Genomic DNA, 16,901 nt, shown 5'->3' with positions numbered 1-16,901 from the left:
TAATGAACTATTCAACAATCATAAATAAAAAAAAGATAAATATCGAATTAAATAAAGAAGAGGTTGAATGAATCGTCAACTCTTTTGTTGATGGATCACTACCTGATTATCAAATGTCTAGTTTTTTAATGGTGATTTGATTTAATGGCATGACAGAAAATGAATTGATTAATTTTACAAATGCAATGGTTAATTCGGGTATAACTTATGATTTAAGCGACTTAAAAGGTCCATTTGCCGATAAACATTCAACTGGTGGAGTTGGCGATAAAACCAGTCTAATTTACGGACCATTAGTGGCTTATTTTGGTGTTAAAGTATCTAAATTATCCGGAAGAGGTTTAGGCCAAACTGGAGGGACTATTGACAAGTTAGAGAGCTGTACTGGTTGAACTGAAAATATAAGTCAAGAAAAATTTAAAGAAGTTTTAAATAAAGTCGGCTTATCAATTATGGGTCAATCTGATGATGTTGTTCCTGCAGATAAAAAAATTTATCTTTTAAGAGATGTTACAGGTTCAGTTGATTCTATCCCTTTAATTGCTTCAAGTATAATGTCTAAAAAATTAGTAATTCCTGCAGATAGTATTGAGTTAGATGTTAAAGTAGGGTCTGGTGCATTTATGAAAAATATAGAAGATGCTCAAGAACTTGCTAAAGTTATGATAAAAATAGGAAAAGCACATAATAGAAAAGTTAGTGTAATGATAACAAATATGGATAAACCATTAGGAAAAGCAATTGGAAATGCACTTGAAGTTAAAGAAGCTTGAGACACACTGCATGGTAATGGACCTGATGATTTAAATGAATTATGTATTACAGCAGCTTCTATTAGTTTGGTTTCAAATCATATTTTTAATGATTTAGAAACTGCTAAAAAAGAAGTCACAGAAGTTTTAAAAAGTGGAAAAGCAGCACATATTTTAAAAGATTTTATTGAGGCTCAAAATGGTGATTTTTCAAAGATTATTGATTATGATAAACATTTTATAACCAAATATAAAATAGAAATAAGATCTGAAAATGAAGGGTATTTAAAATTTAAATCAGCAGAAAGTTTGGGTTATTTATCAATGCATTTGGGAGCTGGAAGAGCAAAAAAAGAAGATAAAATTGATTTTTCAGCTGGAATATACTTAACAAAAACAATCGGACAATTTGTTAAAAAAGATGATTTAATTATGACTTTATATACCAATATAGATAATAAAAATGGTTTTATAAATTTAGCTAAACAATTAATAATTATTGATTCTAAACCTTCTAGTCAAGAAACAATCATTAAGTTGATTGACTAAAACTTTTTTCCTAAATTAATTTTATATATATTCAATTAAAGGAAAAAAATTAGTGAATAATAATGTTATAAAAAATAAGAAAAAGCTCATTGGAACTGTATTTTTAGTATTTTTAATATTAGGTGTAATTATAGGAGCTGCATTAATAATTATTTCAATAGTTTTTGAAAACTTGATAGTTGGATTTTTTAAAGATGATAAAAACATTTCATGATGAGCCTATTTAATATTTATATATGGTATAACTTGTATTTTAGTGAGTTTAAACTTACTTTTCTATGTTTATTTATATGTTGAAAAAAGATTAATTAGCTCAAAGCAAGGAAAAATTTATTTATTAAGTTTAAGTTCTTTTCTAACGCTATCACTAATAGGATTATTGTTTGCATTTATTGGTTATATGTATTTAAATTCAGTTAAAAAAGAAAGTCGAGAAGATGGTGTTCTTGAAAATAATTATAAAAATAATTTTAAAGCAAATCAAAAATTAAATAGAAGATTAATTTTAAGTTATGTAGGTTATGCTATTTCAATTATTTTTGTTTTGTCTTTAGTGTTAAGACACAATATATTATTTAATGGAATTGGTAATAAAGGAGATCTATTTTTATATATAATTTGAAACTTTATTGGAATAATTTATTGTTATATAATAAATTCTTTATTATTAATAAGTACAAATATATATTTAAAAGAAAATAAAAACATTAGTAAATTATGATTGGCAGTAAGTCAAATACTATTTATATCTTGTTTTATTTTAACTGCTTATTATGCTTATAAAAATGTTAAATACAAAAAAGCACATAATATTTCTTAATCTATTTTTTAACTATCTATATTACTTTAAAAAACAGTATTTTTTTAAAATTTATAGATTTTTTTAAAAAAAGTATTGTATTTAGATAATCATTACTTTATAATTTAATTGTCTGGGATAGGTAAAAAATCATTAGCCCATAATGTTTATTTAGCCCTATCAAATGAACATGATATATTTAAATAATAATATATAATATATACTTATCCTAGATTAAATAAGTACTCCGCCCAGAGTGCTTTTTTTTGTTTCTTTTTATTATTTAAAAATACTAATATATAATAGTTTTAATCATATGAAAGGAAATATATATGCAAAGAAATATTCGAACAAGAGAAACCTTGATTGAAGAAAGCAATCATTATGAAGAAATTAAAAATGCAAAAATGGATGCAGCTGATAAATTATTAAAGCTTGCAAGAGAAAGAAATAAACTTAAATTTATTTGAGTAGTATTTATTTTGGGACATAAATTTGGTAAGTACTTTTATTTTTTACTTTTCATAGTTTTAATAAATTCTTTACTAATGAGTGCAAACTCTTATATAATTAACATTACTATTCAACAAGCGCTTTGAGATTTTGCAAAAAAAGGAAAAAATTATTGAGATGTTCCTTATTGGGGTTGAATGATTGTTTGTGCAGTAAATTTAATATTGTTATATGTAACAACTTATTGAAGAAGTATTACAGGTCTTAAATTAGGGGTTAGATTAGAAGTTGAACTTAGATTATTAATTATAAAAAGATTATTAAATCAGGATATATCTTATTATAGTGATAAAAAAACTGGAGAAATAATGACAAAAGTAGTTGGGGATACTAATGTTGTTGGAAATGAAATACCTGGTATTTTAATTTGAGGTATTCAAGTTCCATTTGTTTTAGTTTTTGGATCAGTAAGTATATTATTAATTGATTTAAAAGTTGCAGCTACTTCAATTGCAGTTGTATATGTTTTAACAATTGTCATTTTCTTCTTCTCATCAACATATCGTAGAAGAAACAAAAAGGTTAGGGAAGTAATTTCAAGTGTAAATGGTGATGTTATTGACCGTCTTGGAGTAATCAAGTTGATTAAATCAACAGCGACAAGAACATATGAAGAAAAAAGAATTAGAGAGATTCACAGACCTTATATTAATGCATTTAAACCAATTACTAGAGTTGATGGTAATATGTTTGCAACATTAGTTGCTTCTGATATTATTTGTAATATTTTGGTTTTAGTAACTGCTATTTTAGTGTATGGAAATAATGATGTTGAAAAGTTCTTATCTATTTTAATTCCAATTACTTCTGCTTCAATCATTTTAACAAGACCATTATGACAAATTGCGGCATTGGTTCCTGGTATTTCAAGAGCTGGTGCTTCAACTCAACAGATTTATGAAGTAATCAAAAAAGAACCAATTTTATTTGATAATGAAGATGATGGAGTTTTATTTTCTGAAAATATTAATAAAATAGAATTTAGAGATATCAAATTTAATTATCCTGAAAAACCAAGTGTAAATATTTTGAATGGAATTAATTTAACATTTGAAAAAGGAAAAAGTTATGCATTTGTTGGTGAAACTGGAAGTGGAAAAACAACCATTTCTAAATTATTATTAAGATTTTACGATCCTACTGAAGGTGCTGTTATGATAAATGATCATGACTTAAAAACTTTAAATTTAAAATCTTATATATCTCATGTTGGATATGTTGAACAAGAACCACAAATCATTTATGGAAATGTTTATGATAATGTTAAATATGGATATTTTCAAGCAACAGACGAAGAAGTGCATGAAGCTTGTAAAAAAGCACAAATAGATAAAATAATCAATAGTTGGCCAGATGGTTATAATACAGTTTTAGGAGAAAGAGGATTATTGCTTTCAGGGGGTCAAAAACAAAGACTTGTAATCTCAAGGATATTATTAAAAAATCCTGAACTACTAGTTTTAGATGAAGCGACAAGTGCATTAGATAACATTGTTGAAAAAGAAATACAAGCACAGTTAAATGAACTTATGGTTGATAAAACCTCAGTTATTATCGCTCACAGATTAACAACAATAAAAAATGTTGATCAAATTTTTGTTTTAGCACCCGGAAAAGGAATTGTTCAAACAGGAACATATGATGAACTTATAAAAATACCAGGTCATTTTAAAAATTTACATGATGCTGGAAATAATTAAAAATACCTATTTATTAGGTATTTTTAATTATTCATAAGTTTATTAATATCTAATTCTATAAATCTGTTATGTTGTTCAAAAACATTTAAACTAAATGGATAATTACTTAATATTTGATTATATTCTTTGTTTTCATTATCAGATTTTAATAAAAGACTAAATTTAATTGTAAATGAAGTTATATAATAAAATCTTTTGTACAAAGTAAATAAATAATCATAAATAGTTTGAAAATTACTATTATCAATAATATGAAGTTGATATTTTTTTGTATAATCATTTTCAACAACATCTTTAAATGTTACGCAAATATTTTTAAGATTTTTTAGTTTTTCTATTGTAGTTTTTTCATTAAATTTATATAAATTCTTTTTTATAATATTGTAAAAATAATCTGCATCTTTATCTTTGATTTTATCAAAGTTATATTCTTTATATAATAAACAAATACTTTTAGAGAAATTCTTAGATATTTGAAAAAGAGCATTTAATAGTAAAGAAACTTGTTTAGATTCATTTAAGTTGGTTTTTTCAATATTTAATCTTTGAAATGCAGTTAAATTTATAAAATTTGTTCAAAATAATTTAGCAACAGTTAATACATCATAGAATTTATTTACTATAATGTGTGTTTCTTTTTCTATTACATTATTTAAAACAATGAAATCCTTCATATTTCTTATTATAAAATCACAAATATAATCTATTTTTTCAAGATCAAGAATCATTTTAGTTTTTTTAAAGAATTTATCTATTTTTTTAGAACTAGATAAAAAAGTTTTATAATTATATTTAAAATTATTATAAATATCATTTATAAAATCGAAAAATGCTTCTTGAAACTTGATAAACATAATAATTCCTTTCTAAAGGTATATAAATAAAAGTAATAAAACTTTATAAAAAACAATTATTAATGATATTATATATCTTGTGATTTGTTTTACAAAAAAAATAATTTATACAAAAACAATTGACATTCAACTTAAATATTTTGTATAATTGAAAAGGTTCTTAAATTTAAGGACGAGAATGCTGACTTAGCTCAGTTGGTAGAGCAATTGACTAGTAATCAATAGGTCGAAGGTTCGAGTCCTTTAGTCAGCACCACTTTATTTTTATGGGGAGATAGCGAAGTGGCTAAACGCGGGTGGCTGTAAACCATCTCCTAACGGTTCGGCGGTTCGAATCCGTCTCTCCCCACCATTTATTGGGCTATAGCCAAGCGGTAAGGCAACGGACTTTGACTCCGTCATGCGCCGGTTCGAATCCTGCTAGCCCAGCCATTTATTATATTTATTAGCGTCTCGTTAGCTCAGTCGGTAGAGCAACTGGCTTTTAACCAGTGGGTCATAAGTTCGAGTCTTATACGGGACACCATTAATTTTATTTTCCCCAGGTGGCGGAAGTGGTAGACGCACTGGACTTAAAATCCAGCGGCTTTTAACGGCCGTGCCGGTTCAAGTCCGGCCCTGGGGACCATATTAAGGACTTGATTAAGAGACATGGAAACATGTTTTTTATTTTTTAAAAGATAAAAATGATATAAAAAAATGCATTTAATAATGCATTTTTATTTTTTATAGTATTGTAAATATTTGTTAAAATCAAAACCATCAAATGTTGTCATGTTGGAAGAACTTGAACTTCCAGATTCTCCTCCAGAACTAGAACCACCACTCTCTCCTGAACCTGAACTAGAGCCTGAACCTGAACTAGAACCTGAACCTGAGTCATTTCCATTTTCACCGCTGCTACTACTTGAATTATTGATTTTTGTAAAGTTTGCATTACTAACTTGAGCATTTAAGAAATTAACTCTAATTTCACTCATTCAATTATTCAATCCACTAATAGCTGTTTCGTTAGTATTTGATGTATAACCATTTACTCATGAAACTAATTTACCGTTTCTTACAATTAAAAATATTGGTGTTCCTTTAACATCTGAACTGTTAAAGTAGTTTTCCACACGTTCTTTTGCAATAGCTTTGAATCTTTTTTCGAATTCTTTGTAATCTTTATCTGCTGAAAAAGCAACTTGCATATACATTTCAATTTCTCTATCAATTACTCATTTTCAAAGTTTTTTGCTTCATTTTTCGTTAAAATTATCTTTTTTCTCATCTATTACTATTTTTTTAAATTCAATTTTATCTTTTATGATAGATTCACCATAATCAGTAAGATTATCCTTACTTATTTGGTCTCCCTCTAACATTAATGCGTTTTTATAATCTCTATTTAATGCGCTAAAATTATTTTCTATAAAATCTATATTTTTTATATCTTTTAAGTTTGCTAGATCATCTTCGAAATGATTGCAATATTCACAATCTTTTGCTCCAAGATATAATACAAAAGATTGTTTATCTTTTATTCAACTATTAAATTGATTTCAATTTTTATACGCACAAGATACAATAGAAATTGATGATGTACTTATAAGTGCTGTTGCACTTATGGCACTTAATAATTTCTTCATTTAACCACTCCTAAAATAACTAATATTATTTTACACATATTTATCATTTTTTTATATTTTATTGAAAAAAACTTACAATATTACTTCTTTTTTTGATATTATAATTTTGCTTAACATAAAGAATCATTTTGTATTAGAGGAGGAAATAATATGCGCGAAGGAGTTATTTTGCGTTGCACAGTTTGCAAAGAAGAGAATTACATTGCTAAGAATGACAAAAGAAAAGAAAAAATTGAAGTTAATAAACATTGTTTCAAATGTAATGCCCATCAAGTGCACAAACAAAAAAAATAAGGATGTGGGTTTAATCACATCCTTATTTTTATTTTAAATTAAGGAGAGAAAGTATGAAAAAAGAATTATTGAATAAAATATTAGAAGAAACAAATAGTGATGCAATCTTATTGTACTCACCTCAAAATCGTTATTGATTTTCAAGATTCCCATCAAGTTTAGGATATCTGTTATATACAAAACAAAAATCATATTTATATTTAGATGGCAGATATATAACTGCTGCTAGAGAAAGTGAAATGTTAATTAATATTGATGAATTAGAAACTTATAGAAATGTTTTTGATCTGTTAAATAAAAAAATTAAAGAAAATAATGTTAAAAAACTTTTAATTGAATCTGATTGAGTTTATTTAAATGAAGCTGAAATTTTTAAAAAAAGATTAGAAGCTGAAGTGGAAGGATATAATTTTTCTAGAGTAAGAATGGTAAAAGATGAATGAGAAGTTGCGCAAGTTAGAAAAGCTTGTGATATAACTCATCAAGTATTTCTAGATGTATTAGAATTTGTAAAACCTGGAATGAAAGAAACAGATTTAGCAAGATTTGTATCAGATAGTTTCTTAAAACATGGAGCTCAAAAATTAAGTTTTGACACGATTGTTGCTAGTGGTGAAAATGGAAGCAAACCTCATGCCGTTCCAAGTGAAAGAGTTTTAAAAGAAGGTGACTTTGTAACTCTTGATATGGGATGTTATTTTAATGGATATGCATCAGATCAAACTAGAACTTTTGCATTAGGAAATGATAATAATGCTAAGCTTAAAGAAATTTATGATATAGTTTATAATTCCCAACAAGCAGGAATTGATGCAATTAAACCAGGAGTTTTAGGAGCAGAAATTCACAAAATTTGTTTTGATTATATTGAAAACAAAGGTTATGGAGAATACTTTACTCATGGAACTGGACACGGTTTAGGAATTGAAATTCATGAAGCGCCAAATAACTCAAGTGCTGATAAAACTCCATTAGCACCAGGAATGTGTGTTACAGTTGAACCAGGGATTTATATTCCGGGAATTGGAGGAGTTAGAATAGAAGATGATATTCTAGTCACAGAAGAAGGTCATGACTACTTAACGACCCCATTAAGAGAATTACAAATTGTAAAAAATAAATAATAAAGATAGGAGCTAATGTTTTGAAAACCTCAAATCTAAACCATCTTGCTATAATTTTAGATGGAAATGGTAGATGAGCAACTGCTCAAAAGAAATCAAGAACTTTTGGTCATGAACAAGGATTAAATAAAATTCATGATGTCATCCTTTGAGCAAAAGAATTTGATATAAAACATATAACTCTTTTTTGTTTTTCGACTGAGAATTGAAATCGTCCAAAGCAAGAAGTTAAATTTTTAGTTGAATTTCCTCAAAAAGGATTTAATGAAAAAAGAATTAAAGAATATATAAAAAATGATATTAAGGTAAATTGAATTGGAAGAAGATCAAAGGTTCCAGAAGAATGTAAAAATGTTATTGAAAGTTTAGAACAAAAAACAAAAGATTGTAAAAGTATAAAATTTAATTTGGCTTTTGATTATGGATCTTTTGATGAAGTTCTAAATACATTTAAAATAATTTACAAAAAAATTAATGATAATGATACTGATATAAATAATTTAAATTTTGAAGATATAGAAAAAAACTTATATACAAAAAATAGTCCACCAGTTGATTTTTTAATTAGAACTGGTGGAGAACAAAGATTAAGTAATTTTTTATTATTGCAATGCGCTTATGCAGAATTATATTTTACAAAAACATATTGACCTGCATTTGAAAAAAAAGACTTTGAAGCTGCTATTAAAGAATTTAAATCTAGAAATAGAAGATTTGGAGAAATTAAGGAGTAATTATGATAGATAAAAGTGAAGTTACAGATTCAAATGTTGAAGATAAAAATGATAACAATAATTTAGAATTAGAAAGAAGTATAAAACATTTTAAAACAAAAAAAGGTAAAGAAACTTTTAAAACAAGATTAATTTCTTCTGTTTTTTTATTAATTTTTTTAGTTTTTTATATTACAACCGGATCTATTTACACTTATTTTACAAGAGAAAAATATTTTGATATTTTTAGTTTCATTTCTATTGGATTAACTATATTGATTTGTGGTATTGCTTGTTTTGAAATTAATAAAGCAGCAGGATATAAAAAATGATGACAACAACTCATTTTAATAACTGTAGCATTAGTTTTATATATTTTCCCAATTACTCCAAAATTATATACTTTCTCACCTTATACTCGTATGGATTTATATTCATGATTAAAAGGATGACATTTCACATTAGTTTTGTCAATTTCTTCATTATTTTATTTATTTTTAGCTCTAATTGAAAATAAAAGAGTCGAACTTAAAAAAGTATTAATAGGATTTAGTTTTATGGCTATGATCGTTATTGCAATGAAAACATATTCGATTGTAAGTTTAGATTTACTTGAAGCAAATATGCCAATATTCTCATTTAATACAATTGTATGAATTTGATTAATGGTAATTTTAGGAGATTCATTTGCATATATCGGGGGAATGATGTTTGGAAAAACTAAATTAGCACCAAAAATTAGTCCTAATAAAACATGAGAAGGTGCTACAATCGGATCAAGCGTTGCTTCTGTTATTGGAATTGCTTATGCTGCTATATTCTATTTTGTACCAGCTTTAGATAATTTCAAACCTTTAAATATTGGAATATCATTAATTAATAATAAAGTAGTAGAGTTTTTTATTTATGTTTTACTTTCATGTGTTTTTCCAATCATTGCATTAATGGGTGATTTAATTTTTTCTTGAGTTAAAAGAGTATTTGATATTAAAGATTATTCTAGATTAATTCCTGGACATGGTGGAATTTTAGACCGCCTTGATTCAATAATATTTTCTTTATTCGTTCTATTCTTTATTGTACTTGCAATTGGAAGTTAAATAAATGAAAAATGTAGTTTTATTTGGCGCTTCAGGAAACATAGGAAAACAAACTCTTGAAATACTAAAAACAAACAAAAACAAATTTAAGTTAATTGCGATTAGTGTTGGTAAAAGAATAAATGATTTAGAAACTATTTTAGAGGAATTTAAAGATATAAAAACTGTTTATTCTTCTGTATCAATAGAAAACTTAAAAAATAAATTTACTAAAATCAATTTCGTTTCAAATAACATTGAAGAACTAATTTATAATGATGCACATATTATTGTTAATGCTTTATCTGGTTTTTTTGGTTTAAAAATTACATTAGAAGCAATTAAAAAAGAAAAAATTTTATTAAATGCAAATAAAGAAAGTTTTGTTGTTGCAGGTAACTTAATTCAAGAATTACAACAAAAATTTGTGAAAGCAAAAATTTATCCAGTTGATTCAGAACATTGTGCAATTTTTCAGTGTTTAGAAGTTGATAATCAAATAAATAATATATATTTAACTGCATCTGGTGGACCATTTAGAAATTTAACATTAGAAGAAATAAAAAATGTTAATTTAAAAGATGCATTAAATCACCCAAATTGAAATATGGGTTCTAAAATTACAATAGATAGTGCAACTATGTTTAATAAAGCATTTGAGATATTAGAAGCATATCACTTGTTTAAAACCAAAAATATCATAACACTTGTTCACCCAAATTCTATTATTCACTCGATGGTTGAATTTAAAGATGGATCAATAAAAGCACAATTATCAGTACCTGATATGAAACAAGTTATTAATTATTTTTTTAATTATCCTGATAGAGTAGAATTTACAAATCAAAAAAATTTGAATTTTAAAGAAACTTTAAACTTGCAATTAAAAGAAATTGATCAAAATCGCTTCATTCCAATAAAAATGGCATTAGGATGTTTAGATGAATATAACTCAAAAGCAATTTGTATGAATGCTGCAAACGAAGTGTGTGTTGAAGCTTTTTTAAATAATGAAATTGAATTTTATCAAATTACAGAAATTGTTAGCAAAATATTTCACACAACTCAAAAAATAAATTACAATAATTATAATGATATATGTGCTTTTGATAAAAAAGTAAGAGAACTAACTATTAGTTTAATAAAGGGAGATAAATAAATGTCAACAGGAATGTTTTTATTAGGTTTTGCAATTGGTATTATTTCTGTTTTGGTTTTAATAACTTTGCATGAACTTGGACATTGCTTGGTAGCAAAACTTAGTGGTGCTTATGTATATGAATTTGCAATTGGTTTTGGACCAAGAATTTTAACTATTAAAGGAAAAGAAACTTGAGTCACAATTAGAGCATTTCCGCTTGGTGGGTTTTGTTCAATTGCTTCAGACAAAGTTGATCCTCCATCGTATCGAGAAGATGTCGAAGTTCCTAAAGAAAGACAAATGGATTACATTAAACGATGAAAAAAATTATTATTTTTAATTTTTGGTCCTTTAATGAATTTATTTATTGCCATTTTTATCTTTACAACTATTTTTGCAGTAACAAAAGCAAAAACCGATGATATGTCTTATTTTGGGCAAAAATTTCAAACTGATGCTGTTGCTGAAAAATTAATTACTGATAAAGAAAGAAAAGATTTAAACGATGAAACAATTGTAATTGATCAATCTTATGCTATTTGAGGATGAAAATTAATCAATAAACAAGAAGATAAAGAAGAAGTCTTATTTAATAATATTGATGATAGTAATCCTGATTTAAATTGTCCAAAAATTAATGAAGCAGATTCATTAAAAGCTGCAAATTACTCAACTATTGTTTATAACTTTATTGATAATTTAACTAAACTAAAAAATGAAAATGATTTAGATAATAAAGAAGACTTACACATTATGTTTTCTTACAAAAAAGTTGACAAATATACAGGTTTTGCACTTAATGGATATCAACAAATCAAAACTACAGATTATTCAACAACTGAAATGTATAGTAAAACTCAACTTGCAGTTGGTATAATGGCTCCAACTAGATATTATTCAAGTGGAGGAAAAGCATATTTAGCTGGATGAGAAGAAACTTTTAAACAATCATTTAGTATTTTAAAAAGCTTTGGATCAATTTTTACAAAAGGATTCAAAAACTTAGCAGGACCAGTTGGAATTGCGACACAAACTGCAAATATGATGGGAACTCCAAGAACATTTTTCACTTATATTGCAATGCTAAGTGCTAACTTGTTTGTTTTAAATATGCTTATAATTCCACCGCTTGATGGATATAAAACTGTAGAATTATTAATCGAAATGATAATGAGAAAAGATTTATCAAAAAAATATAAAATTTGAGTTTATTCTACAGGAGCAGTTTTAATGCTAGCGCTATTTATTGGTGTTACATTAATGGATTTATTCCGATAACTTATATGAGAGGTATTTATGCATAAAGATCTTAAAGAATTATTAGAACAACTAAACATCTTTTTTGAAAAAAAAGAGATGATTTTTTTCGAAGATGCAAAAATACTTAAGGCAGAATTTTCAAATAGTACAAAAACAACAAGACTTTTTGTTTCGTTGAAAGATTTTTTACCAATAAATGTTCTATATAAATTAGAAAATGAATTAGTAAAAAATGTTTATATGCCTTGTAAACTAAATTTAATTGTAGAAAATCAAGATTATAATGATGATTTAATATGAAAACATATTAAATATATTAAAGATGCAAAAGCACATACTAAAGATGGTGTTATAAAAACTATTAGTCCTAGTACTGTTAAATATTTTTCAAAATACCGTTTGGTTAAATTTTTTGCAGAAAATGAAACTCAAAAAGTTTTACTTTTGGATCATAAAGAATATTATAAAAATAAATTATGTAAATATGGTTTTTCAAATATTGATTTAGAAATAGAAATTAAACAAGAAGATAATCAAAAGGTTTTAGAAGAAGTTCAACAAATGTATCAACAAGCTAGTAAAACAGTTTTTAATAATGATGAAGTAAAAAAAGAAACAAAAAGTAGTACAAGACCAAAGTTTGTAAATAAAAAAACTTTGTTAGATAATCCAACATATGAAAAATTAATTGATTTAGAAGAAAATGCAAAAAATGTTACTATTCATGGTGAAGTAATTACAAAATCTTCAAGATTGAGCAGAGCTAATAGAACAATTTATAGTTTAACAATTAGTGATAAAACCAGCTCTGTTACATGTACATATTTTGCAAAAAATAATAACGCAACTTTATTAGATGAGATCACAGAAGAGAATAAAGATGAATTAAGTGGGTTAGAAAAAGAAATTATTAGTAAAGGTGATTGAATAGCTATAAATGGAAATTATAATTATTCAACTTATGATCGTGAATTAATTTTTTATATAGATAATTTTAAAAAAATTGAATCAAAAAATATTGTAAGAAAAGATAATGCTATCGAAAAAAGAGTTGAGTTACACACCCACACAAAAATGAGTGTTATGGATGGTGTAAGTCATGTTGGAGATTACATAAAAACTGCTAAGCAATGAGGATGAAATGCAATCGCTATTACAGATCATTTAAATGTGCAATGTTTTCCTGATGCTTTTTATGCAATAAATGAAGCTAATAAAAATGTAAAAGATGAAGAAAAATTGAAGCTGATTTATGGAAGCGAACTTGTAGTAATTGATGATGATTATTGAGTGGTGAAAAACCCAAAAAATCAAAAACTTAGAGAAGCTAAGTTTGTGGTTTTTGACTTAGAAACAACTGGATTATCTCCAGAGTATGATGAAATTATTGAGTTTGGAGCTTATGTTTATGATTATGCAAAAGGTACTTCAAAAAAATATGATATTTTAATTAAACCAACAAAACCAATCTCAAGTTTTACAACTGAACTTACTCATATAACTAATGAAATGTTAGAAGATAAAAACTCTATTGAAATAGAGTTTAAAAATATAATCAATATTATTCAAGATGGAATTTTAATTGCTCATAATGCAAACTTTGACTTTAACTTTTTACAAGTTTTTGCAAATAGATTTGGATATGGTGAATTAAAAAATACTGTAATTGATACTTTAACTTTTGCAAGATTGTTAAATCCAGATTTAAAAAATCATCGTTTAGGAACGGTTGCAAAAGAATATGGAATCCTGTACGATGAAAGAATTGCTCACCGTGGTGATTATGATGCAGAAGTTTTAACAAATGTTTTTGAACATATGTGAAGTAAAGCAAAAAAAACATACAGTATTGATTATGATATTGATTTAAATAAATTTAAAAAAGATAAATATCAAAATGAAAACTCATATCGTAGTTGAGGTTATCACATAAACGTTTTAGCAAAAAATCAACAAGGGTTAAAAGATTTATACAAATTAATTTCTTTATCTCATACAAAAAGTTTTTTAGGAAGTCCTAAAGTTTTTCGTTCAGAACTTTTAGAATTCAAAAAGAAAAATAATATTTTAATTGGAAGTGGATGTATAAATGGAGAAGTTTTTGAAAATGCAAGAACAGGGACATTTAATATGTTGCGAAAAACTATCAAAGAACTTGATTATATTGAAATTCAACCATTAAGTGTTTATACTAAACTTATTCAAACTGGAGATATTGATGATAATAGATTAAAAATTTTAATTAAAAAAATAATAGAAGTTGCAAAAGAAGAAAATAAAATAATTGTTGCAACGAGTGATGCTCATTATATTGATCTAGAAAATAAAATCATTAGAGATATTTATATAAACACAAAAGGACTTGGAGGTAAATACCATCCACTTTATGATTTTAAACAAAGAGTTAAAAACAACCCCGATCAACATTTAAGAACGACTAATGAAATGTTAGAAGAGTTTAGATGATTGGAAGACAGTGAATTAATTCGTGAAATAGTAATTAAAAATACAAACAAGATTGCAGATCAATGTGATTTAGATGTTAAACCTATTAAATCAGGATCTTATCCACCAAAAATTGAAAATGCAGATAAACTTTTAACTGAAGAATGTTATAAAAATGCAAAAAGTTTATATGGAGAAAACTTACCAAAAATTGTAAAAGAACGATTAGAAAAAGAATTACATTCAATTATAAAGCACGGTTTTGCTGTTGTTTATTGAATAAGTCATTTATTAGTTAAAAAATCAAGAGATGATGGCTATTTAGTTGGAAGTCGAGGTTCGGTTGGTTCTTCATTTGTAGCAACTGTTGCAAATATAACTGAAGTAAATCCGCTAAAAGCTCATTATCGATGTACTAAATGTTGCTACTCAGACTTTGATACACCAGAAGAATATAAATGTGGATTTGATTTGCCAGAATTAAATTGTCCAAATTGTAATAATAAATTAACAGGAGATGGACATGATATTCCTTTTGAAACTTTTTTAGGATTTGACGGAGACAAAGTCCCTGATGTAGATTTGAATTTTTCAGGAGATTATCAACCAATTGCTCACAATTTCACAAAAGAAATATTTGGAAAAAACAATGTTTTTAGAGCCGGTACTATATCAACTGTTGCTGCAAAAACTGCATTCGGATATACTTTAGGATATTTTGAAAAAAGAAATATGTTAAATGTACCAAAAGCAGAAATCGAAAGACTAGCAGAACTTTCAACTGGAGTTAAAAGGACTACAGGACAACACCCTGGAGGGATTATAATTTTACCAAAAGAATATGAAATAGAAGACTTTACACCTGTTAACTATCCAGCAGATGATGACAAAAGCGATTGATTAACAACTCATTTTGATTTTCATTCAATTCATGATAACTTATTGAAAATGGATATTTTAGGACATGTTGATCCAACTGCTTTAAGAATGTTACAAGATTTAACAGGAATTGATCCAACAACAATTCCTACTGATGACAAAAAAGTTTATTCATTATTCTCATCATTAGAAAATCTTAATTTAGTTGCTGCAAACTTATATGGCGAATCAACTGGAGCGATAGGTTTGCCTGAGTTTGGGACTCAATTTGTTAAAAGTATGTTGAAAGAAACTCAACCTAAAACTTTTGCTGACTTAGTCCAAATTTCTGGATTAAGTCATGGGACTGATGTTTATGTTGGCAATGCACAAAACTTAATTAAAGAAGGGGTTGCAAACATTTCTACTGTTATTGGATGTAGGGACGATATTATGGTTTATTTAATTAATAAGAACATTGATGCATCTACTAGCTTTGCAATTATGGAAAGTGTAAGAAAAGGAAATGGTCTTAAAAAAGAATGAATTGATATATTGAAACAAAAGAATATCCCTGAATGATATATCGACAGTTGTTTAAAAATAAAATATATGTTTCCTAAAGCACATGCAACAGCATATGTATTAATGGCTTATCGTGTAGCTTGGTTTAAACTTTATTATCCTGAAGAATATTATGCGACTTGATTTACGACAAGAGCTGATTTTTTTGATATTGAAGCAGTTGTTGGTGGAGAAAATGTTGTTAGAAGTAAATATGAAAATTTAAAAGAAAGAAATGCGAATAAAGAAAAACTAAGTGCAAAAGAAATGGCAATGATTTCAATATATGAAGTTATTATTGAAATGTTTCAAAGAAAAGTTATCGTAAAAAATATTGATTTTAATATTTCGGATAGTTTAAAATTTGTTATCATTAATGAAAATAATAAAAAAGTTTTATATCCGCCTTTTAATGTTTTAGATTCTTTAGGTGAAGCTGTTGCAAAATCTATTGTTAATGCAAGAAAACAAAAACAAATTACAAGCGTTAATGATTTAAAATTAAGAACACAAGTGACTCAAACTCATATAAAAATGTTTGAAAACTTAAAAATAACGCAAAGTTTGAAAGATGATGAACAATTATCATTTGATTTTTAAAAAATCCTATTTTTAGGATTTTTTA

12 protein-coding genes and 5 tRNA genes are annotated in these 16,901 nt (G+C 26.0%); 15 read left to right on the top strand and 2 right to left on the bottom strand.

Going from position 1 to position 16,901, the window contains the following annotated elements:
* Positions 1-2 precede the first annotated feature (2 nt).
* From STABA_RS03975 to STABA_RS03965, 3 genes are all read left to right on the top strand, one after another.
* Positions 3-1,301, top strand: a complete 1,299-nt coding sequence (locus STABA_RS03975; protein ID WP_156006766.1) for a thymidine phosphorylase — start codon at positions 3-5, stop codon at positions 1,299-1,301.
* A 52-nt stretch (positions 1,302-1,353) separates the two neighbouring features.
* Positions 1,354-2,121 carry a hypothetical protein gene (locus tag STABA_RS03970; protein WP_156006764.1) on the top strand — a complete coding sequence of 256 codons (768 nt, stop codon included), beginning with the start codon at positions 1,354-1,356 and terminating at the stop codon, positions 2,119-2,121.
* Positions 2,122-2,432: 311 nt separating this feature from the next.
* Positions 2,433-4,313 carry an ABC transporter ATP-binding protein gene (locus STABA_RS03965; protein WP_156006762.1) on the top strand — a complete coding sequence of 627 codons (1,881 nt, stop codon included), beginning with the start codon at positions 2,433-2,435 and terminating at the stop codon, positions 4,311-4,313.
* A 23-nt stretch (positions 4,314-4,336) separates the two neighbouring features.
* Here the strand turns inward: STABA_RS03965 and STABA_RS03960 are convergent, their stop codons facing one another.
* Positions 4,337-5,167, bottom strand: coding sequence for a hypothetical protein (locus STABA_RS03960; RefSeq protein ID WP_156006760.1), 831 nt, complete (start codon positions 5,165-5,167; stop codon positions 4,337-4,339).
* Between the two features lie 180 nt (positions 5,168-5,347).
* Between STABA_RS03960 and STABA_RS03955 the strand changes: the two genes are divergently transcribed.
* From STABA_RS03955 to STABA_RS03935, 5 genes are all read left to right on the top strand, one after another.
* Positions 5,348-5,423, top strand: a tRNA-Thr gene (locus STABA_RS03955).
* A gap of 12 nt (positions 5,424-5,435) precedes the next feature.
* Positions 5,436-5,519: transfer RNA gene (locus STABA_RS03950), tRNA-Tyr, on the top strand.
* A 5-nt stretch (positions 5,520-5,524) separates the two neighbouring features.
* Positions 5,525-5,599 (top strand) — tRNA-Gln (locus STABA_RS03945).
* 18 nt (positions 5,600-5,617) lie between these two features.
* Positions 5,618-5,693 (top strand) — tRNA-Lys (locus STABA_RS03940).
* 13 nt (positions 5,694-5,706) lie between these two features.
* Positions 5,707-5,795 (top strand) — tRNA-Leu (locus tag STABA_RS03935).
* A gap of 91 nt (positions 5,796-5,886) precedes the next feature.
* Here the strand turns inward: STABA_RS03935 and STABA_RS03930 are convergent.
* Positions 5,887-6,798, bottom strand: a complete 912-nt coding sequence (locus tag STABA_RS03930) for a hypothetical protein (protein WP_156006758.1) — start codon at positions 6,796-6,798, stop codon at positions 5,887-5,889.
* A 150-nt stretch (positions 6,799-6,948) separates the two neighbouring features.
* Here STABA_RS03930 and rpmG point away from each other — a divergent pair, with 150 nt between their 5' ends.
* From rpmG to STABA_RS03895, 7 genes are read left to right on the top strand one after another with little or no spacing between them, the layout of a single operon-like run.
* Positions 6,949-7,092 (top strand): 50S ribosomal protein L33, encoded by a 144-nt coding sequence (rpmG, locus tag STABA_RS03925; protein ID WP_156006756.1) that lies wholly within the window; start codon positions 6,949-6,951, stop codon positions 7,090-7,092.
* Positions 7,093-7,145: 53 nt separating this feature from the next.
* A complete protein-coding gene (locus STABA_RS03920; RefSeq protein ID WP_156006754.1) occupies positions 7,146-8,216 on the top strand; it encodes an aminopeptidase P family protein in 1,071 nt (356 codons plus the stop codon).
* A 20-nt stretch (positions 8,217-8,236) separates the two neighbouring features.
* Positions 8,237-8,950 carry a polyprenyl diphosphate synthase gene (uppS, locus tag STABA_RS03915; protein ID WP_170264700.1) on the top strand — a complete coding sequence of 238 codons (714 nt, stop codon included), beginning with the start codon at positions 8,237-8,239 and terminating at the stop codon, positions 8,948-8,950.
* A gap of 2 nt (positions 8,951-8,952) precedes the next feature.
* Positions 8,953-10,029: a phosphatidate cytidylyltransferase gene (locus STABA_RS03910; RefSeq protein ID WP_156006750.1), complete on the top strand. Its 1,077-nt coding sequence runs from the start codon at positions 8,953-8,955 to the stop codon at positions 10,027-10,029.
* Positions 10,030-10,033: 4 nt separating this feature from the next.
* Positions 10,034-11,167: a 1-deoxy-D-xylulose-5-phosphate reductoisomerase gene (gene dxr, locus STABA_RS03905; RefSeq protein WP_156006748.1), complete on the top strand. Its 1,134-nt coding sequence runs from the start codon at positions 10,034-10,036 to the stop codon at positions 11,165-11,167.
* Positions 11,168-12,427: a site-2 protease family protein gene (locus STABA_RS03900; protein ID WP_156006746.1), complete on the top strand. Its 1,260-nt coding sequence runs from the start codon at positions 11,168-11,170 to the stop codon at positions 12,425-12,427.
* 18 nt (positions 12,428-12,445) lie between these two features.
* Positions 12,446-16,876, top strand: a complete 4,431-nt coding sequence (locus tag STABA_RS03895) for a PolC-type DNA polymerase III (protein ID WP_156006744.1) — start codon at positions 12,446-12,448, stop codon at positions 16,874-16,876.
* Positions 16,877-16,901: the final 25 nt, after the last annotated feature.

Origin of the sequence: Spiroplasma tabanidicola (assembly GCF_009730595.1) — a bacterium.
Classification (GTDB): Bacteria; Bacillota_I; Bacilli_A; order Mycoplasmatales; family Mycoplasmataceae; genus Spiroplasma_A; species Spiroplasma_A tabanidicola.
Note: the sequence above shows the minus strand (reverse complement) of the source record. Positions and strands in the feature narration are given on the sequence as shown.